This window comes from Nonomuraea lactucae, from assembly GCF_003313395.1.
GTDB lineage: Bacteria > Actinomycetota > Actinomycetes > Streptosporangiales > Streptosporangiaceae > Nonomuraea > Nonomuraea lactucae.
In genome coordinates this window covers 1-19,304 of sequence record NZ_QNFZ01001068.1, presented here as the reverse complement: position 1 = coordinate 19,304, position 19,304 = coordinate 1, and the positions used below count along the sequence as shown (strand labels likewise).

The 19,304-nt window shown below is 70.5% G+C and carries 16 protein-coding genes; 7 read left to right on the top strand and 9 right to left on the bottom strand.

Going from position 1 to position 19,304, the window contains the following annotated elements; all coding sequences use genetic code 11:
- Positions 1-114: 114 nt before the first annotated feature.
- A complete protein-coding gene (locus DQW85_RS43460; protein ID WP_162795876.1) occupies positions 115-582 on the bottom strand; it encodes a pyridoxamine 5'-phosphate oxidase family protein in 468 nt (155 codons plus the stop codon).
- Between the two features lie 346 nt (positions 583-928).
- On the bottom strand, positions 929-1,060 hold the full coding sequence (locus DQW85_RS43455) for a YHS domain-containing protein (RefSeq protein WP_205315830.1): 132 nt from the start codon (positions 1,058-1,060) through the stop codon (positions 929-931).
- 26 nt (positions 1,061-1,086) lie between these two features.
- Between DQW85_RS43455 and DQW85_RS43450 the strand changes: the two genes are divergently transcribed.
- Both DQW85_RS43450 and DQW85_RS48480 read left to right on the top strand, forming a co-directional pair.
- Positions 1,087-1,299: a universal stress protein gene (locus DQW85_RS43450; protein WP_113705576.1), complete on the top strand. Its 213-nt coding sequence runs from the start codon at positions 1,087-1,089 to the stop codon at positions 1,297-1,299.
- Between the two features lie 108 nt (positions 1,300-1,407).
- Entirely contained in the window at positions 1,408-1,719 is a 312-nt protein-coding gene (locus DQW85_RS48480) for a universal stress protein (protein ID WP_420819228.1), read from the top strand.
- Here DQW85_RS48480 and DQW85_RS43440 read toward each other — a convergent pair.
- The 3 genes from DQW85_RS43440 to DQW85_RS43430 all read right to left on the bottom strand — a co-directional run bounded on the left by DQW85_RS43440 (position 1,661) and on the right by DQW85_RS43430 (position 4,334).
- On the bottom strand, positions 1,661-1,927 hold the full coding sequence (locus tag DQW85_RS43440) for a DUF1876 domain-containing protein (RefSeq protein WP_113705575.1): 267 nt from the start codon (positions 1,925-1,927) through the stop codon (positions 1,661-1,663). The genes DQW85_RS48480 and DQW85_RS43440 overlap by 59 nt on opposite strands.
- 419 nt (positions 1,928-2,346) lie before the next feature.
- Positions 2,347-3,840 carry a bifunctional aminoglycoside phosphotransferase/ATP-binding protein gene (locus DQW85_RS43435; RefSeq protein WP_113705574.1) on the bottom strand — a complete coding sequence of 498 codons (1,494 nt, stop codon included), beginning with the start codon at positions 3,838-3,840 and terminating at the stop codon, positions 2,347-2,349.
- A gap of 194 nt (positions 3,841-4,034) precedes the next feature.
- Positions 4,035-4,334, bottom strand: a complete 300-nt coding sequence (locus DQW85_RS43430; protein ID WP_113705573.1) for a CATRA system-associated protein — start codon at positions 4,332-4,334, stop codon at positions 4,035-4,037.
- An 87-nt stretch (positions 4,335-4,421) separates the two neighbouring features.
- Here DQW85_RS43430 and DQW85_RS43425 point away from each other — a divergent pair, with 87 nt between their 5' ends.
- Genes DQW85_RS43425 through DQW85_RS43415 form a run of 3 tightly spaced genes read left to right on the top strand, consistent with a single transcriptional unit; the run spans position 4,422 to position 10,966 of the window.
- Positions 4,422-6,452 (top strand): CATRA conflict system CASPASE/TPR repeat-associated protein, encoded by a 2,031-nt coding sequence (locus DQW85_RS43425; RefSeq protein ID WP_113705572.1) that lies wholly within the window; start codon positions 4,422-4,424, stop codon positions 6,450-6,452.
- Between the two features lie 9 nt (positions 6,453-6,461).
- The gene (locus tag DQW85_RS43420; protein ID WP_113705571.1) at positions 6,462-7,895 is read left to right on the top strand and encodes a macro domain-containing protein; all 1,434 of its coding nucleotides are present in this window, start codon (positions 6,462-6,464) and stop codon (positions 7,893-7,895) included.
- Between the two features lie 38 nt (positions 7,896-7,933).
- Positions 7,934-10,966, top strand: coding sequence for a CHAT domain-containing protein (locus tag DQW85_RS43415; protein WP_113705570.1), 3,033 nt, complete (start codon positions 7,934-7,936; stop codon positions 10,964-10,966).
- A 15-nt stretch (positions 10,967-10,981) separates the two neighbouring features.
- Here the strand turns inward: DQW85_RS43415 and DQW85_RS43410 are convergent, their stop codons facing one another.
- The 4 genes from DQW85_RS43410 to DQW85_RS43395 form a co-directional block, all read right to left on the bottom strand.
- Positions 10,982-13,591 (bottom strand): CHAT domain-containing protein, encoded by a 2,610-nt coding sequence (locus DQW85_RS43410; RefSeq protein ID WP_113705569.1) that lies wholly within the window; start codon positions 13,589-13,591, stop codon positions 10,982-10,984.
- Entirely contained in the window at positions 13,591-14,094 is a 504-nt protein-coding gene (locus DQW85_RS43405; protein ID WP_113705568.1) for a Pycsar system effector family protein, read from the bottom strand. The genes DQW85_RS43410 and DQW85_RS43405 overlap by 1 nt, the downstream gene beginning before the upstream one ends.
- A 159-nt stretch (positions 14,095-14,253) precedes the next feature.
- A complete protein-coding gene (locus tag DQW85_RS43400) occupies positions 14,254-14,550 on the bottom strand; it encodes a hypothetical protein (RefSeq protein WP_113705567.1) in 297 nt (98 codons plus the stop codon).
- A gap of 221 nt (positions 14,551-14,771) precedes the next feature.
- On the bottom strand, positions 14,772-15,980 hold the full coding sequence (locus DQW85_RS43395) for a coiled-coil domain-containing protein (protein ID WP_162795875.1): 1,209 nt from the start codon (positions 15,978-15,980) through the stop codon (positions 14,772-14,774).
- 540 nt (positions 15,981-16,520) lie between these two features.
- Here DQW85_RS43395 and DQW85_RS43390 point away from each other — a divergent pair.
- Together DQW85_RS43390 and DQW85_RS43385 are read left to right on the top strand one after the other, a co-directional pair.
- On the top strand, positions 16,521-17,723 hold the full coding sequence (locus DQW85_RS43390) for a tyrosine-type recombinase/integrase (RefSeq protein WP_240197796.1): 1,203 nt from the start codon (positions 16,521-16,523) through the stop codon (positions 17,721-17,723).
- 753 nt (positions 17,724-18,476) lie between these two features.
- Positions 18,477-19,304, top strand: an 828-nt coding sequence (locus DQW85_RS43385; RefSeq protein WP_113705565.1) for a coiled-coil domain-containing protein, incomplete at its 3' end; no start/stop codon positions are given.

The window sequence follows — 19,304 nt, the reverse complement described above, 5'->3', positions numbered from 1 at the left end:
CGGCCCGGCCGGCAGCCGTGCGTCACGTCGGCCGGACGCCTCCTTAGTCCTCGCCGAGAAGCGTGTGCGGGCCACCGAGCTCACCAGCCACGAGTCCATATCCCTGGCGCTGCATCAGGCGTCGTCGACAGGCTGGGTGGTGACACCGCCTGCGTGCAGGGGAATGCGGCGACCGCTGATCTCATGCGGGGACAACCGCACGAACACCGGCTCAGCCATCGGAGCCCAGGCAGCCCCGACGAACCGCTCCAGACGACGAACTTGTCCACGCTCAGTGACGACTTCGGCTCGACCGTTCAGCACAACGCTCCAGCCCACGTGCAGGGCGGGCTCCACATCGTCTGCTTCGAAGGTCAGCGGCACACCGTGGCGGACGGCGTCGAGCTTGCCGCCCCGCGCGGTCTTGAACACGATGCTGTCGCCGTCCAGCACGAAGTTGACCGGCACGATCTTCAGATCGTTGGTGGATGCCGACCAGGCGATGCGACCGACGACGACCGTCGACAGCAGCGCCAGGCAGGCATCACGGTCCAGGGTCTCGATACGGCCCGCGGGCCCCGATCCCCTTTCCTGCTGCTCCATGAACACAGCCTCTCACGTGGCCGATCAGCCGTCTTCCAGGCCTCGCCGCTCCCAGGCAGTCAGCATGTGGTACGCGACGGCTGGTACGCGACGGCGCCCGCGCATCCCGCAGATCGGGTCGGCGACCAGAGCGTCCAGGTCGCGGAAAGCGGCCGTCTTCCAGCCATAGGGTGCGGTCGGCGATCTCGCGCAACCGTTCGTCGTGGCTGGCGATGACCATGCTGCGGAAGCCCAGCCGTGCGGACAGGCGGGCCCCGGTCCAGGACGGCTCGCGCCCGGTCCCTGGCCGGTGTGCCGGTCTGTGCGGCCAGGTCGGCGGCCTGCCCCGCCCTAAGCCTCTGTCCGGTCAGTGATGGGCCCGCTTGCCGGTGAAGGCGTCACGGCGGGCGGCCGAGCAGAACCAGTACATGCCCCCGTCGCGCTCGGCCGAGGCGGCGGTCTGCGGGTCCACCCGCATCCCGCACACCGGGTCGGCCACCGGGCCGGTTTCGGTGGCGGCCGCAGGTGCGGGTGGTCGAGGAGATCGTCGCGGGCTCGCCCGTGGAGGTCGTCTGCCGGGCGTCGGAGTCGGCGGACCTGGTGGTGGTGGGCTTGCGGGGACGCGGCCTGGTGAGCTCGGCGCTGCTGGGCTCGGTCAGTCGCGGCGTCGTGCACCACGCGCACTGCCCCGTCGCGGTCATCCGTCCCGCCCTGTCTCCCGCAGGGGGTACGGGATGAGGGTCATCCTCCATCTGGTTGAGCCGTCGAGAGCGGCATTGCGGGAAGTCGGCATGGGCGGATGCCCCTCCGGCGTAGGCCTTTGGCACTGACCTGTGACTTCATAGCGTGTTGCGGATCGTCGACGACCAGGTGTGTGACCACCCGGTCGCGGCCCACTTAACGGCCGCGACCACCGCTGACCTGGTCGTGGTGGGCTCGCGTGCGCTGGGCGGGTTCACGTCGGCGGTGCTGGGATCGGTCAGCCATGGGGTACTGCACCACGTGACCTGCCCGGTCGCCGTGGTGCCGCCGCGCCGGGCGCGGAGCCGAGCAGCGGGACAGCGAACGCCCGGCGGTCCCGCCGGGCGTCGGACTGCCCTCAACGCGCTTCTACGGGTCCTCCCAATTGCGCGACGTCGTCGGCGGCGTCACCGATGAGCTTGTCGGCCAGGTCCATCAGGGCCCGGCCGGCGGCCAGCTCGTCGCCGATCTCCGGCACCGGGCGGTCGCCGGGGTTGCGCCTGGCGAGCCCCACGCTCTCGTGCCACTTGCTGCCCCGCGCGTACAGGACCGCGCGCGCCAGCGTGCGGTCGTCGCCGTCGTCCTCGCTGATGAAGATCTGGACGGTCCACCTCTTGGCTTGCATGATTCCCCCACACGGTCATTGCGCACCTCACCCCAGCATCCGTCCGGGTCGGCCCGCCGGCATGGGGCTAAGGTCCCGATCCGAACCGCCGATGGGCCCGTACCACGGCGCAACGGCAGCCTGTCGGACAGCCCAGTCAACGACAGGGAGGTCCAAAGACCCAGGAGTTGCGCACAGAGCTGACCGCCTTCGGCCTCACGAGGCTGGGCGCGATGGCGCCAAAGGCGCTCACCCTCCACCAGCACCCGCCGCACACCCTCAGCGGCAAGGTGATGCGCCGCCTGCCCAAGGTCCCTCGAGCCGGATCTGCCCGAAGGCTACACCTCCACGCTCGAGAGGTGGCCCTCCGGCTCCGGGGGCCACGTCCGACGGGTGAGCGGGGCATGCCGCCGCGGTGGTTCGAAACAGGCCGTGGCAGGTCAGCCGGGTTCCATCTGCGAGCGCCGGAACCGCCACGGCGCGGTGGCCCAGCGTGCGTGGATCGCGCCGAGCGCCCGATCGAGAGCCTGATCCGGGCCGCTGCTGGTGTCGATCTCGGCCGCCTCCGGCCAGGGCCCCGTGCTCGCCGCCATCGCCGCGGCGATCGCCTGGTCGGCGTCCGAGACGCCGCCGGTGCGGCGAGCCAGGCGTTCTGTGCTGACTTGTCGCGGAGCGATGCAGCGCAGTTCCACGACATCGCTGGACGTCCGCTGGGCGACATCCCTGGCATCCGCTCGGGACGCGGCGTCTGTCCAGGAGGCGTCGAGCACGACCGGTTCGCCGTGACGGAGCAGAGTTTCGGCTCGGGCCAGCAGTTCGTGATACGTACGCCGGGTCCACTCCCGGCTGTAGATGCCTTCGCCGAACGGCGCGGGCGCGGGCTGTTCCGGTGCGAGGCAGGCGAGTTCCTTGCGGATGCGGTCGCTGTTCAGGATCGGGTAGCTGAGACGTTCGCCGATGGCGGCGGCCACGGTCGACTTGCCCGTCCCCGGCAACCCGCCGACAAGGACCAGGGTGACGGCGCCGGCCTGCAGGTGGCGCAGCGTGAGCCCGGCCAGGTCGCGCGCCTCCCACGCCGCGGCCGGACTTCCCTGCCAGTGCCGTAGGCAGGCCACCTTGGCGCGGACGAAGGCCCGGTAGGCGACATAGTGGTGCCACAGCGAGGGCGGCGAGGGGTCGCCGGAGAACTCGGCGTACCGGTGGAGGAACGACTCCGCCAGTCGGGGCGCGCCCAGCCGTTCCAGGTCCATGGCCAGGAAGGCCGCGTCGTCCAGCCCGTCGAGTGAACGGAGCCGTTCGTCGAACTCCAGGCAGTCCAGGATTCGCGGCCCGTCGTCCAGGCAGAAGATGTCCTCGGCCATCAGGTCTCCGTGCCCCTCGACGACCCGCCCCTCGGTGATCCGGGTGGCGAACAGGCGCTCCCGGCCGTCGAGGAAACGCAACGTGAGTCGCTCGATCTCGCACACCGTGTCGGCGTTGACTGCCGGCTCCGGCAACGCGCGGACCTGCTCGAAGCTCGCCGTCCAGCGGGTCCGCAGCGCCTCCTGCGTACCCTGCCTGTCGATCTCCGGGCTGCGACGGGCGCTGCCGTGCATGCTCGCGAGCATCCGGGCGGTCTGCCGCACGTACCCCTCCACCGGCTTGCCCGACCGAACCATCGTGGCCAGGCGGCGCTCCTCGGGCATGCGCCGCATGACGACGAGATGCTCGCAGGGCCGGCCGTCAGGCCCGAGCACGTCGGCGACCCCTTCGTAGACATCGGGCGCCAGCCGCCGGTTGAGCTCCACCTCATCCCGGCAGACCCTCTGGCGGGCTTCCCTGGTGGTGAAGTCGAGGAAGGCCAGGTTCACCGGCTTCTTGATCTTGTACGCGTGATCACCGAGAAAGATCACCACGGAGGAGTGCGTCTCCCTGATCTCTGCCCACGGTCTCATCTATGTCGCCTCCGCGCTCTGCCGCCGCCGAGACCTCGTGCCACGGATCGGGCTCACGGTTCAGGACGTGTACTCCTCATGCCAAGAGTTTCCCCAGGCCACCGCCCCCAACCCGGACCGTCGGCAAGGAACCACGATGGCGGCTCACCGCGCCCAGCAGCAGTGCGATGAACCCGCCACCCTCCGCCGAGAGGTCATGTGGACTCCTCGGATTCGGGTGAATAGTCGTGGATCAGCTGATTCGCGCGTTCCAACACGAGGGGCGGCGGAGGCGTATCCACCGGCTCTTCACGCTTGTGCCCTATGCGGCGGACACGCCGAGGGCTGATGAGCTCGAGTTCGGCCGTCAGCGCGGGTGGTGCGTCAGGAAGAGCCTCGATCATCCTGATGAGGATCTGGTCCACGTCACGCCATCGGTGCGCCGGCAACGTCCACTGGAGGAGATCCTCCAGCACGTCGGCGGCTGCGGCGGCGTGCAGCGGATCCCGCGTCATGCGCTCAACTCTAGTTGCCTCGCGGCCCGGAGTCGCGGCGAGCCAGGCACTAGGATTGGTGGGACGCCAGGGCGAAGCGGAGCCGGCATGGTGCAGATCCGTGTGGTGGAGCAGGAGCTGGTCGCACACGCCTACGTGCTGCTCGAAGGCCCCCGCGCTGAAAGGTCGGTCGGGCTCGTCCGCGAGATGTGGCAGCGCGGGCGCGACCTGCTCGGCACGGACCGTCCGACCCCCGACTCCCATCTGCCCGACGGCCTGCCCGCCGACCTCCGATCCGGACCGGAGTCGAAGGCGCTCGCCGTGCAGGAGAGCGTGGACGGCGGCCGGCAGATGTTCCTACGCCGCGAACACGACGTCCTGAACCTGGCGTTGCTGTCCGCCGCTCCGCGTGGTCCCCGTGCGGAACCTCCCCGCTGGGAGGAGCACGGCCGGCTCATCGCACAGGTGCTCCAGCCGTCCAAGGCGTTCCTCGGCACGGCACACCTCTACCTCGCCAAGGTGACCGAGCCCCGGCATCCTGACGCGGCACGCGCCCTCTTCACCGAGTGCCCGGTACGCCACGCGCCAGGCAGCGGGTGGCGGCCCCTGGGGCTGACGCTCCCGGCGGGCCTGGTGGCCTGGGAGTTCTCCGACACCGATCCCGAGCGGTCGGCCAGGGCGCTCATCGTGGCCGCGCCTCCGCGGTCGGACGACGCGCTCAGCGACTGGACCTGGTCGCTCCACAATCCAGAAGAGATGCCTGTGCTGGCTCGCTACCTCATGCACATCGCCAAGCTCAGGTACGAGCTGAGGACGCACAAGACCTACCCCTCCGCCGCGACCCTGCGGGCCTCACTGCAGGCGGGCAGCGACGAGGTGCTGCAGCTCGCCGGCCGTGCGGGGGCGCGACTGGCCGACCGGCTGGCCGGGCTGCGGCTCGACATGGCGCGGTCGGGCCACCTGGTCTCGGTGCTGAAGAACCTGGAGCACACCGCGGAGATCGCCGCGGACAACGCCGGGTCGGCGCTGGGTTCCGCGCGGCGGGGGATCGCACCCGACGGTTCCGTACGGAGCGATCTGGACCTGGCCGACTGGTTCAGGCGCCGGCTGAAGGACGAGATCGTGTACTTGGAGGGGGCCGTGGAAGGGGCGCGTTCGGTGAGCGAGGTCGCCGCGCGGACAGCCGGACGACACGACGGCGGCCCCCCAGAGGACGCTCCGACGATCGGGATCATCACGGCGATGCCGGAGGAACTCGCGGCCGTACGGGTCCTGCTCGACGGCGAGAGCCGGTGGAACATCGAGGACGACCGGGCTCACTACTTCACCGGGACGATGCCCAGCGCCGACCGCGAGCGTCCGCACCATGTGGTCGTCACGCTGCTAGGCGACACCGCCAACGATGCGGCGGCCGACGGGTGCGCCAATCTTTCGCGCAGCTTCCGGTCGGTGGGCTACGTCCTCGTGGCCGGCATCGCGGCCGGCGTCCCGGACCTGAGGCGGCCTGACAAACACGTCCGGCTGGGCGACATCGTGGTGTCGAGCTGGGGGATCGTGGACTACGACCATGTCGTGGACCGGCCGGCGGGCGCCGAGCCGAGACAGCCCTTCCCCAGGCCGTCGTCGCTGCTCACGCGGCAGACCGCGTTCCTGGAGGCCGACGAGATGGCCGGACGGCGACCATGGGAGGACATCCTGGGCCGGGTCACCGCGGTCGCCGGTTTCGGCCGGCCACCGGCCTCCACGGACCTGCTCTACCTGTCGGACGACGACGAGGAGCCGGCCGCCCATCCCGACCTGGCGGCCAGCGGGCACCGGCCGGGCCTGCCGAAGGTGCACCAGGGCTACATCGGCAGCGCCGACCGGGCGCTGCGCAATGCCAAGACCCGTGACCGGCTCGCCCGGGAACATGACCTGCGGGCCATGGAGATGGAGGGCAAGGGCGTGGGACGCGCGAGCTTCTTCAACGGACTGGAATGGCTGGTCGTCCGGGGCATCAGCGACTACGGCGACGAACGTACCGGCCGCACCTGGCGAAACTACGCATCCGCGGCGGCCGCCGCCTATTCCCGGGCCCTGCTGGGCCAGTGCCCACCTCTCGCACCGCGCGGTGGCCAACCCCGGCGCGTACGACGATAGGCGCCGGGCATGACCGGCTCGCAGTGGGTCCTCGTCGCCGTCGGCTCCGCCGTCCTGGCGGTCGCCGCCCTGTGGGCGATCCGCCTCCGGCTGGTGCGCGGGAGCGGACGTCCGCTCCATTCCATGGAGATCCGGTATTTCCGGGTACGTGCCGTCAAGGAGCCGCCCAGCCGGTACGTCGGCATCGTGTGCGGCGACATCAGGCGTGTCCGCTGCGCCGAGGTATGGGTGAACTCCGAGAACACCGGCATGAAGATGGCGCGGGTCGAAGAGTTCTCGATCTCCAGCATCATCCGATACGAGGGCGCGGAACGCGACGCCGCCGGGCGAGTCGTCCGCGACGTCATCACCGAGGAACTGACCAGGAAGACGAGCGGTCGCCTGCCGCTGCCCGCCGCCACCGCGGTTGTCACGGGACCGGGCGACATGCGGCGCATCGGAATACGCGCGATCGTGCACGTCGCCTCCGTCCAGGGCGAACCGGGCTCGGGGTTCCGGCAGGTCCCCGAGATCGGCACCTGCGTGACGAACGCCCTGGCTGAAGTCGACCGGATGGGGGGACGACCGCCGCCGGCGAGCGTCCTGTTTCCCTTGCTGGGCGTCGGGCAAGGCGGCGGGGAGCTGGAACCCACCATCGCGATGATGCTCGGCGCGGCCGTCGACCACTTCCGTACCACGCCGGGCACCCATGTCTCGATCGTCTACCTGCTGGCCTACACCGACAGGGAGCTCGCGGCGTGCGCCCGGGTCTTCGCCGCGTCCAGAGCGCTGACCGCGCTCGTCGCCCCGCCCGCGGAACTGCCCGTCATCGTCCCCGAGAGCGGCTTCACGGCGGCGCGTACGAGGGCGCCGGTGCGCAAGCGGCTTCGGATGGGCTTCGTGGTGGACGTCATCGGTTACGGTGCCCGGCCCGGACCCGCCCAGGAACGGGTCCAGGAACGGCTAAGGGACTTAGTGTCCGGCGTGCTGCGGGACTGTGACACGGCCGTCGGCTCGGTCGAGCATCAATGGGCGGGCGACGGGTTCACCGCCTTCCTGCCGGACGACGTCGATCCGACGACGGCCCTGTCCACCCTCATCCGCTCGTTCACGAGCAGGCTCGCCGAGGACAACCGGAACGAGGCGGACAAGATCCGGCTGCGCATGGCGGTGGGCGCCGGACTCGCGGGCCCCGGTGCCGCCGGCTTCTCCGGCTCCGTGATCGTCGACATCAGCCGCATGGTCGACAGCGCCCCGCTGCGGACGGCGGCGGTCGAAGCTCCGGACGCGGAACTGGTGGTTCTCGTCTCCGAGCAGATGTACAAAGACGTGATCAGACCGGGGTACTCGGAACTCTCCGCGGACGACTTCCGTCCGGTTCACGTGGCGGTGAAGGAGTTCGCGGAGAACGCATGGCTCTGGACCTCGCCGCCTCGTGACGATTCAGACACCAGCGTGGACTGACGATCCCGCGCCGTATCGGTGTTTCGTACGCTGCAACGGTGAATCAGGCGGACGCGCTCGAAGCCGAGGCCCTGAGGGTTCTTCTGCACGCTCTGCGGACCGGGGACGCGAGCGATCTGAGAGCAGCGATCGAGTCGCTGCGGGCGGCGATAGCGGCCGCCCCCACACCCGCCCACGCCGCGCACAGCTTATCGCGCCTGAGCGTGGCGGCCCGCCGCCTCTCCGAGATCACCGAGCGAGTCGACCTGCTGCACGAAGCCGTACGCGCCGGGCACTCGGCGGTGGAGGCGACGCCGGAGGACCACCCCTGGTACGCCCGCCGGCTCGCCAACTACGCCAACGCCCTCCAGCGTCTCTACGAACGGGTCAGGGACGTGCAAGCGCTCGAAGAGGCGGCGCGGGCGCACCGGCTCGCCGCGGACCGCAGCACGGGTCATGACCGTGGCGTCATGCTGATGAACCTCTGCGTGTCACTGCGCTACCTGGGCGGTGAGCGGGGCGATCCGGAACAGTTGCGGCTCGCCGCGGCCGCAGGCCGCGAAGGGGTCGCCCTGGTGCCGGCCGGCGGTTCTGACGAGGCCGGCCTGTTGTCCAACGTCGGGCTGGCCCTTCGCGTGCTCTTCTCCATGACGGGCGACATGAGCGCGCTGCGCGAGTCGGTGGCGGCCGGCCGTGACGCCGTCGACCTGCTGGCGCAGGACGACCCGTACTGGCCGGGACGCCAGCACAATCTCGGCCTGACGCTCCGCCACGCCTACGAGCAGACCGGAGACATCGACCTGCTGGATCAGGCGGTGGAGGCGCACCGTACCGCGCTGGAAAGGGCGGATCCCGGCCATCCGGCCGCCGCGATGATCGCGACGGGCCTCAGCGGGGCGCTTCGCCGCCTCTTCCAGCAGCGAGGCGACAGCGAGGACCTGCACGAGGCGGTCAAAGTGGCCCGCCTGGCCGTCGAGGCCTCTCCAGCCGATCATCGCAAGCTGGCGGTCCGCCTCGTCAACCTGGGCGGCGCGCTCCTGACGCGCTACGAACGAGAGCTTCGCGACGCCGACCTGGTCGAGGCGATCGCGGTGAGCCGCCGCGCCTTCCACGTGACCCCAGCGGATCATCCCGACCACGCCGACGCCTTTGCCCTGCTCTGCACCACCCTGCAGCGAGGCGCCGAGGCAACGGGCGACGCGCGTATGCGGAAAGAGGCGCTGGACCGGGCTCGTCATGCGGTGGCGGCGACACCGCGCGGATATGAAGATCTGGGCGCCAACCTCGTCAACCTCGGCTCCGCGTTGCTAACGGAGTACGAGCGGACAGGCGACCCCTCGGTACTCGAAGAGGCCGTGAACACCTACGACGGCGCCATGGACGAGACCCCGCAGGACCATTCCCGGCGCTCCCATCGGCTCATCGACATGGGCCGTACCTTGGCCCGCGTCTTCCACGCCACGATGGAGCCCGCCGTCGGCGTGCGAGCCCGCGCCGTGTTCCACGAGGCCGCCGCCTCCGCGAGCATCCCCCCGGCCGTGCGCATCAACGCCTACCGGGCGGGCGCCCGCCTGGCGACGGCGATGGACGACAGGCGCGACGCCCTCCACCGGTACGCCGCCGCAGTGGCGCTGCTACCGAGGACGGCCGCGCGTTCTCGGGCGCGCACCGACCGCGAGCACGGCATCGGAGAGGCCGAGGGGCTACCGTCAGAGGCCGCGAGCGCGGCCCTCGACGCGGGCGATCCTCGCCGTGCCCTGCTCCTGATGGAGGAAGGCCGGGGCTTGATGCTGAACGAGGATCTGGCCATGCGGGGCGGGCTCGCCGAACTCCGCCGCCGCCACCCGGACGACGCCGACGACCTGATCCGGCTGCGCGCCTTGCTCAACGCCTCGGAGACCGACGTCGTCGACCTGCCAGGAGCCGCGGCCCGCCGCCGGTCACTGGCCGTGGCCTGGGAGGAGAGTCTGGAGCGGATCCGCCGGCTGCCCGGCATGGCGGGATTCCTGTTGCCGATGACGTTCGACCAGATGCGTGCGGAAGCGAGGCACGGCCCCGTGGTGGTGGTCAACGTCAGCGACCATCGCGCCGACGCGCTGATCCTGACCGGCTCCGGTCTGCGGGTCCTGTCCCTGCCGCGGCTGTCGGCCGAGGATGTCAAGAGCAAGGCGACGGCGTTCTTGTCCGCGGTGGACGCCGAACCGGCCGAGGAGGACGTCATCCTCGACACGCTCGCCTGGCTCTGGGACAGGATCGCCGCGCCGGTCATGCGCGTGCTCGCCATCAACGGCCCGCCACGGCCGGGCGGCCCATGGCCTCGCCTGTGGTGGTGCCCCACCGGCCCGCTGGCCTACCTGCCGCTGCACGCCGCAGGACGTCACCGGGAGCCCGGACACGCCGCCGTACCGGACCGGGCCGTCTCCTCCTACACGCCGACCGTACGGGCGCTCGCCCACGCGCGCCGCGCCCGTTTCCCGGAACCCGAGGACGGCTCGCCCGATCCTCAGGGGCTGCTGGTGGCCATGCCCACGACGCCTGACGCCTCGCCCATCCCCGGAGCCTTTGGCGAGGCCGCCGCCGTTCGCGACCTCGTCCCCGGCGACGCCGCCATCATGACCGGTCCCCAAGCCACCCACGAGTCCGTGCTCACGGCGCTGGCCGAGGCCCACTGGGCCCACTTCGCCTGCCACGCCTGCGACGAACCCACGGATCCGTCGGCGGGCAGGCTTCTCGTCCACGACCATCTCTCGCGACCGTTGACCGTGGTCGACGTTGGCAGGCTCGACCTTCGGCGGGCCGAGCTGGCCTACCTGTCGGCGTGCTCATCCGCGCGTCCTGGCATCAGGCTCACCGACGAGGCGATCCACCTGGCCTCGGCGTTCCAGCTCATCGGATACCGGCACGTGATCAGCACGCTCTGGCCGGTCAGCGACCGTATCGCGCTGCGCTTCGCCAAACTCGTGTACGCGGGGCTGGACTGGCGCGGCACGATCGACGGCGCGGTGGCTCTGCACAGCGCCGTCCGGAGCGTCCGCGAGCTTCTCCCGCTGCATCCGTCCGCCTGGGCATCCCACATCCACAGCGGCGCCTGACCCACCGGACGCCGGTCATTCCGGCCCGCTTCCGGCGAAGCGCAGAGGGACGAAACCGTCACCGATGATCGTCAGCCCTGCCCAGGTGCCTGGTGCCGTATCCGGCCGCTGACTCAGGTACGCGGTCTGCGCCCGCTGCAGGGCCGCGGCGGGTGTCATACCGTCCGCCAGCTCCCGATAGAAGCCGGCCAGCAGGGTCGCGGTCGATGTGCTGCCGATGTCCACAGTGCCAGCCAGCACCCAGCGCGCACCGGCGAGCAGCGCGGCCGTCGGCAGGCCGAGAGGCTCGATCGCGGCCCGTACGGCCAACCGCCCCGACCAGCACGACGCGGTGATGAAGGCGTCCGGAAGTCTGCAGCCCAGCAGTTCCGCAGCCGTCAGCAGGTCGTCCGGCGTGAGTTCGAGAGCCTGGGCGAGCCCCGGATGCCGCCCGACACCGTCCTGCTCCTGCTCGGGCGAGGCGCCGTGAGCGCTGATGACCACGGCCGCGTACGCAGAGGCGTCCGCGAGCATGCCGCGCACCTCGTCGGCACCGGCGAGGTCGACCGGCGCGAGCGTGGCTTGCAGCGCGGCGTTCTCCCTCCGCCAGCCGGGCACGTTGGAATCGAAGTACGCCAGCGTGCCCCGGCCCGGCCGATGGCCGCGCGACCGCAGGGCCGGCCACAGTGCCAATGAGGGCACCACGGCGAGTTGCGCCTGTTCGGCAAGGTATCTGCCCTCGATCATCACGGCCGCGAGGGGCACCGGGCCCAGGACGCTCCCGGTCCCTATGACGAGCGGCGGGTTCGCGCCTGCCGCCAGCGCCTCGGCCAGCCCGTCCGGGACGATCGTGTGACCGAGCGCCGCGAGGTCGTCCCGCTGGGGCCGCCACGCGGCCTCCTCCCGCGCCTGGTGGTAGGCGTCCAGGAACCGTCGCACGCCCATCGGCAGGATCACCTCGTCGACGTGCGGGACGCCGTCGGGAGACAGCCAGATCCTGTTGCAGAAGGTGTCGTCCTCCTCCAGAACGTCCAGTAGCAGGGCGTGCCCGCCGCGTGGCAGACTGGCGATCATCTCATCGAGGTCAGTGTCGGCTTCGACGGTCCGCCGCATCTGGCGCGAGGTCTCGTGCTCCAGACGTCCGTAGAGATCACGCAGCCGGTCCTCGGCCTGCTGCCCGGGTTCGGCGCTCGCCAGCGTGATGTCCTGGACCAGTTCGTGGAGTTGCGGGGTGAACCGGGCCCCCGCCCGTACGAAAGCCGCCAGCGCGTCCGATCTCGCGGCGGTGGCGACCCTCAGAGCGGCACGCCCGTCACCCGACCGGGCGGCGCAGTGCAGGGCCAGCCCGTACGTCTCCCGGTGCGCCTCGTAGAAGGAGCGGCGTTCGGCCGGATCGAGCAGGCGGCGGCCGGCGGCCTCGTTGAGCGAGAAGGCGGCCACGGCGTGATGCGTGGCCTGCTTCACCTCGTCCATCAGGATCAGGTCCGTCGCGAGGTGATAGTGGACGAGGCTGGCGGCGCTTGGATCATCGGCCACCCGCAGCGCGGCGAGCGCATCGTGGAACCGCGCGATGGCGGCGGCCCGATCGCCGCGTTCCCGCGCGATCAGCCCCGCCTCCATGGCCACCTGCGACAGCCCACGGGCCACGCCCTGCCCGGCCTCCATGCCGGAGTACTGCTGCACGGTCTCGTACAGCAGCTCTTCCGCAGCGTCGAGATCGGCTTCGAGCCGTGCGAGCTTGCCGAGGTAAAGGGTGCTCAGGACCCGGTTCACCGGCTCGCCGCCGCCGAGGCGAAGCGCCTGGGTGAATCTGCGCCGGGCCCGCCGTGCCGCCGCCGCGTCACCGACCGCGGCGAGCAGATCGAGGTATCCCAGGCGGCGGGCCACCTGGGCGGCGCCCATACGGCGGCCCGCGCGCATGTAGCCGGTGAAGGCCTCGGTGAAGTACCGCCGCGCCTCCCGCTCGTTGCCGACCTGTTCGAGCACCGCGCCGAGTTCCCGCTGGGCGTTGGCCGCGCCGACACGGCGGCCGATGCTCCGGTAGCTGTCGAGTGACTGGACGAGCAGCTCACGCGCGGTGTCGAAATCGCGCACCAGCCTCGCCGACACCGCACATTCACGGCGGACGTCGGCCAGGAGCTGGACGGCCGCCTCGCTCGGCGGGCAGCGTTCGGCGGCGCGGCCAGCCTCCTGGAGGAGCCGGCGGGCCTTGACGAACTCTCCGACGTGATGCGCGACCGTGCCTCGCTGAAACAGCGCCTGGCCGAGCTCCAGGTCGTGCCCCTCGTCCCTGGCCACCTGTTCGGAACGCTCGAAGAACCGGTCCGCGGCCTGGAACTCACCTTCGTAGCGAGCCACCGTGCCCGATTCGCGTAGCGCTTCGCACAGAAGTCTCCAAGACCGCAACGACTCCGCCACCGCGACGGCTTCGGCCAGAGCCTCGCGAGCGGGTACGTAGCGTTGCGTGGCGCCATGAAGCCAGCCCCATTCCAGCAGGACCCGTGTCCGCCGGTCGGGAGGAAGGGAGGGCGAATCCTGCATCAGCGGCTTGAGCAGGCGTTCCGCGGAGTCGAGCTGATGTGCGTCGATCAGGGCGACCACACGCGACAGCGTGGCGTCGACGCGGGCGAGGTCAGCACCGTCCATCAGGGGCTCTGGAACACGCCGATGGCAGCGGTGAGCGCGAGGGCCGCCAGGGCCAGGAGCAGCGCGTTGATGGCCAGGCCGGCCCAGTGGTACTTCTGGCGGGCGACCCGGGAGTTGGACCACACCTGATCGGCGATGGAGGCGACAAGCGCGTCAGGGTTCTTCAGCAGTGTGCCCAGCTCACCCGCATAGGCGCCGGAGTCGGCGAGATAGTGCGCGGCGATGTGGCGGTAATACAAGAGGTTGGCGGGTACGGGACCGCCGCGAAGGCGGGGGACCAGCGCCAGCCCGGCGCAGCAGGCACCGCCGATCACCAGGAGGGCGCAGGCCGCGGCGGCGATCCCGAACCACGCGCTCGGCTGCGGCACGCTCCTGACCATCGTGTACATCACTCCGCCGACGGCACCGCAGGCGGCCAGCGTCAGTCCCGCCTTGGTCTCGGCGTGCTTGATCAGGTCTATGACCAGCGAAAGCGCCTTCCAGGCGTCGTCCGCGCGGGCCATGGCAGGGGGTGTGCCGAGGGGTGCACGCTTCGCCGTGGCCCGCCTGCCCCAGATCACCTTGCCAGCATCGCACCCGATCCCGCCTTTTGCACGCCGGCCGGCAATCCGTCCCCGAGCCGATTCTCAGGCTCATGGACGTTCGGTGGATCGGGCGGTTTTTCAGGCCGGCAACTCGCCGACCTCATGGGAGACAAGCGCGGCGGTGTGATCGGCCCTGTACTGGAACACGCCGATCGGTGCCCTCGCTGGATCGCCCTTGTCGGTGAAGTCGATCGGGCCGCTCACCCCGTCGTAGTCAATGTCCCTGCCGGCGGCCAGGCGGCGACGATCGTCGCGTCGTACGCCTCCGGCGCGTACGTGAAGCTCCGTCGGCGCGGAGTCGACGGCGAGCAGCCGCTGGTGGAAGGCGGCGGCCATCTCGGCTCCGGCCTGGGTCGCCTTGACGCCTGTGAGCATGCCGCGGGGCAGGCCGGTGCACGCCGTTCGCCCGGGACGATCGTGAACGCCGCCGGGGCCGAGCAGACTCCCATGCGCAGGATCGTCGAGGCCGTCGCCACGACGACCGGAGCCCACGCCGCCGGCCCCTTTCCGACTTCATCTGCGCCAAGCTCGAACACGTGTTGCATAACCGCGGTGACTACTGGTGTTCACGGCCGCTCTGTCCTTGCTGGTGCTCGTCAGCCGGTTGCGGGCGGTGTCGCTCGCTCTGCGCGCTGCTCGGCGGCGACCAGGCGTTGCTGGAGATCGGTGCTGCGCTCGGTGGCGGCGGTGAGCTTGGCCCAGGTGACGGCCAGTTCCGTCGCGGCGGCGTCGGCCCGCTGAGTCTCCTGTCGTAGCTGCTCACGTATCCGCTCCAGCTCTGTGGCATGGGTTCGGGCTGCTGCGGCGGCCTCTTCGCGGACGGCCCTTGACTCGGCGCGGGCCTGCCCGGCGGCCGCGCGTTCCTGCCCGGCCCGCTCCTCGGCGGTATCGGCGCGCTGCTGCTCCCGCTTCAGTTGGCCGGCCAGCAGCTCCATCTCAGCCCTGGCGGCGGCCAGTTCCCGACGCGCATCGGTGAGCTGCTCGCTCTGCTCGCGCAGCGTGCGATCCTGCCGCTCGCCGGCTTCCCGCGCCAGGGCCACCTGCTGCTCAGCCTGGGCGCGTGCCGCATCGGCGGCCTGCTGGGCCTGCTTGGCCGCGTGCAACTGGGCCGCAGCGGTGGCCAGCTGACGTTCCAGGGTGGCCGCCTTCTCCAAGGCCAGCCGCTCGGACGCCACTGCGGCGCGCTCGTGGTCTTGGGCCTGGACCATGTCCTGCCTGGCCTGGCGGGCCTCGCGCTGGGCGTCGTCGCGCGCTTGGCGGGCCTGCCGGGTCGCATCCACGGCGGCGTCGCGCTCGGCGAGCGCCCGCCGCGCCCTTTCCTGGTCTTCCTCGCTGGCGGCGGCCGCCTCATCGGCGTCATCCTCGGCGGCGCGCAGCCGCTCGGCGGAGATCTCGGCGAGCACCTTGGTGTGCGTGTTTCGTTCGGCGAGGTCCGCGTTCAGCTGCTCGATCCTCCCGGTGAGCTGCTCGATCTGCGGCGCGATGCGCTCGTCCAGCGCGCCGGCGCGGCGGGTGGCCTCCTGCATCGCGTTCTTCTGGCTACCCAGACGGCTGCTGCGGTAGCGCGAGCGGCACGCGGCCGAGCAGTAGTCACGGCGACGGCCACCGCGGCGTGCGCCGGGCGGGCGGGACGGCAGGGTGTTGCCGCACGGACAGTGCCGCGCAGGCTCGTCGCCGTCGCGAGCCACCGCGATGCCGCCCGCCGTGTCGGCGGCCAGGGCCGCAGGAGACAGGGCAGCGGAATCTTCGCCACGACCCTTCGCCTGATCATCATAGCCGTGCAGATCATCATCGCCATCGAGCATGATCCGGATGATATCTGAATCGTGCAGCTCCGGTACGAAAATGAATCGTGCTGATCAACACTATTGAAGGCGATCCATCATCTTAGCCACGGGAATGCGGATCCCCACAGCTAAACCGCTATGATCATGCCGTGACGTCATCGGATCGCAATGCCCGTCCCGAGGACCCAGTCCGGTACTGGCGCCCTGGGGGGAGGAGGCCCATCCCCTGGAAGCCGAGGCGCGCCACGGCGCTTTCGCCGCGCTCCACCGGCGGCCTTCTGGCCGGGGGAGTCCGGGGCGGCGCCCGGCGAAGACAGGGACGGCGCGCAGCGACCAGATCTCCCTGGACCTCACGCGGGGCATGGCTTCTTCGCCGGACCGCGCTGGGCGCCACATGACCAACAGGACGGACAGTTTCGTGACCAAAAGCCCAATCCGGCACGCTGACACGGGCCTTTATCCCGTGAAGTCCCCCGGCTGGTCACCTGTTATCAGCGGCCCACAACCCTGGTGTCCGCCGCACCCCAGTGCGGCTCACCACCGGGACGGAGTCCGGTCGTGACCGACCCCACCCCGGCGCTCAGCGCCGACACCGGCACACGTCCCTCGTCGAGCGCTGTCGCGCCCCCCGTCATCACACCGACCGGAGCTAACACGGCCGGCCCGACCATCGCGACACGCCTGGCCGCCCTGGCCGCGCTGCCGGTCGCGCCCCAGCCGGAGGACTACCAGCTGGCCACAGCGTCGCTGCGCGACCCGTATGACGCCTACCTGGCCAGCCTGGAGAGCCCCGAATCCCGCCGCACCCAGGCCGGGTGCCTGGACCGCATCGCCCGCCTCCTCCAGGGCGCCCACCTCGACGACAAGACCATCACCGGGCAGGGCCAACCATGGTGGCTGCTGCGCTACGAGCACACCATCCACATCCGGCGTCTGCTCACCGAACAGGGCTGGGCCGACCGGTACGTCAACCGGCACCTGACCGCACTACGCCGGGTCCTCGAAGAGGCCTGGCGGCTCGGCCTCATGAACAGCGAGGACTACCAGCGCGCCCGCAGCCCCAAGAACATCAAAAGCCAGCGCAAGCCCGCCGGCGCCTACATCCCCGACGAGGTCATTGGCGCCATCCTGGCTGCCTGCGAAGCCGACAACTGCGCCGCCGGCGCCCGCGACATGGCCCTCGTCGCCGTGCTGGACAGCTGCGGTCTGCGCCGCGCCGAAGCGGCCAACCTAGAGATGAGCGACTACAACAACCCAGTCACCGGCATGCTGCGGGTCATCGGCAAGGGCAACAAGGAACGGCACCTGCCCCTCAACAGCTTCGTCACCCGCAGCCTCGAACGCTGGCTGACCCTCCGCGGCGACCGACCGGGCGCGTTGTTCCCCCGGCTGGAGCGCAACGGCGCCATCCGCCGCAGGAACGGCCGCCCCGCGCACATGCAGCCGCAAGGCATCGCCGACATCCTGGACAAACGATGCCGGCAAGCCGGCACCCGGCGCGTGCGGCCGCACGACGTGCGCCGCTCCTTCATCTCCAACGTGCTGCCCGTGGTCGACGCGATCAAGGCCGCCAAGCTGGCCGGACACGCTCGTCCCGAGACCACCATGGGATACGATCTGCGACCGGACCGGGAGCTGCTCGAGGACATGGAACGCCTCCGCACCCCTCCCGTGCGGCCCTTGCACCCGCCCGCCCCGGCTGGCGACGGCCCATCCTCGCCCACGCTGCCAGGCTGCGCTGCCGGCGGGCACTATCGATGACCGAAAGCCTGGACACTACGTGACGAACCCGCTGGTCGGACGCTCATTGGTCACCGAACTGTCCTCGGGATGGTCATAACCTGTCCTACGCCTGAACCGCCATAGCGCCTCTTCGCGTAATCGACAAACTACGGGAAGAGGGCATGGTTCAAGCGATCAACCGAGCCCGTACCATGCCGGGCTCCAGCGCTATATCCGGGCGAGCCTTGGCGATCGACATCTAAAAGATCCGCAGGTCAAAGCATCATCCCGGCTTCCTGGCGACAAAGATAATACACTCGGAATTGAGTCGGCCAGAATACGATGCTGATGAGAGGGAAGGGAAACAGGGAAGCTGCTCGCACCTTCCCCTCGCCGCAGTGCAGGCATATAGAGGAATGAATGTATATTTGCATCAACTTGATAATTCAATATTGCAAACGAACCCACGAAAGCGCCTCGGTGCGGCACGGGGATTGGGTCAAACGTGCAGAAACAGGCAATCATGCATAAGAGAGGGGCTTGCCGGAGTGACAAGACGTGACCAATTGGGTGACAGGTGACGACGAACCTGCAGGACAGTTAGATGACCAGTCTCACCTGCAGGACAGTTAGATGACCAGTCTCAGATGCAGCAGATACGACACCCCGCGTGGCTCCGGACTACTTGCGGGAATTCTGCATTCCCGCAAGTTAGCCAAGCTCGTCATGACACAACGGATGTGGTTTTCTGAAATGTGATTTCTAGAAAATAAAAAATGCTACGGTGGCGCCGTGACCGAAGAGACGGGTGTGGTGACGCCGTGCAAGCACTGTGGGACGGCGATCGAGCAGCGGCGGGGGAGAGGGCGGCCCAAGGCGTACTGTCCTGAGGGGGACTGCCAGGCGGCCGCCAAGCGGGAGCGGGAGCTGCGGCGCGCCACCCCCGGTCTGGAAGGGGCGCTGGCCAGGGCGGAGCAGCTGTACGAGCGGATGGAGACGGGCCTGGCGTCGGCCATCGAGCCGCTGGCACGCGCGCTGGCCGAGGAGTTGAGCCCGGCCGGGGTGGAGGCGAGGCTGAGCGCGGTGCAGGCCGAGGCGCATACCCGGGTGGCGATCGCGCGTACCGAGCGGGAGCAGGCGTTCGAGCAGGTACGGCTGGCGCGCGAAGCTGCTGAGCACGCGCGCAGGGAGGCCGCGCAGATGCGGTCGCGCGTCCAGGAGGCCGAGGGGGAGAGGGACACCGCGCTGGGTGACGCCGAGCGGGCACGCGAGCAGGCGCTGGCCGCGCTGCGCGAGGCGGCCAGCACCGAACGGCAGGCGTTGCAGAACGCCGAGGAGGCCGCGCGCCGGGCCGACGCGGCCGAGCGGCGGGCACAGAAGGCCGAACGGCGGGCCGAACTGGCGGAGAGGGCCAGGGATCAGGCGGTTCGGGAGCTGGCCGAGCGGGTGGAGGAGGCCGAGGCCCATACGGGGGAGGCCCAGGCGCGGGCCGTACGGGCGGTCGAGGATGCCGAGCTGGCGCGGAGCGAGCGTGATCGCGCGGTCGAGGACGTCGCGGCGGCCGTGCGGGCCCGGCAGGAGGCCGAGCGCGGTGTCGCGGCGGCGGAGGCCAGGGCCGAG